The sequence below is a fragment of the Rhodomicrobium sp. Az07 genome (genome assembly GCF_018619475.1).
In the GTDB taxonomy this organism is placed as follows: Bacteria; Pseudomonadota; Alphaproteobacteria; order Rhizobiales; family Rhodomicrobiaceae; genus Rhodomicrobium.
In genome coordinates this window covers 1-337 of record NZ_JAHFZG010000064.1, presented here as the reverse complement: position 1 = coordinate 337, position 337 = coordinate 1, and the positions used below count along the sequence as shown (strand labels likewise).

Genomic DNA, 337 nt, shown 5'->3' with positions numbered 1-337 from the left:
ACGAGCTCGCCGATCAGGGTCCACAGGCCGCTGATGGTTCGCTTGCCGCTCTTTCTGAGTGTGGCCTTGAGGCGGGCAAAGGCTTTTTCGATCGGATTGAAATCTGGACTGGATAGCGGTGCTCCGACCGCATCTTCACAGGCTTGGATAGCGGTGCTCCGACCGCATCTTCACAGGCTTGGCGGGCGAAGGCATGTTTCCCGCCGATGAGCAGGGATCGTTTCAACTCTAACAGGCCGCTGAAATAGTCGGCCGACGGGAAGGATCTTCCGTTTCCGAGAATTTCCGGGGCTGTGTGCCCTGCCGGGCCGTCGTTCCTCGGTCTCAGGCGGCGAGC

The 337-nt window shown here is 60.5% G+C and carries 1 pseudogene; it reads right to left on the bottom strand.

Annotation, left to right across the window (positions count from 1 at the left end):
- Nucleotides 1-119: pseudogene (locus KKP04_RS15345) on the bottom strand (IS630 family transposase); the annotation flags it as partial.
- Nucleotides 120-337 lie beyond the last annotated feature (218 nt).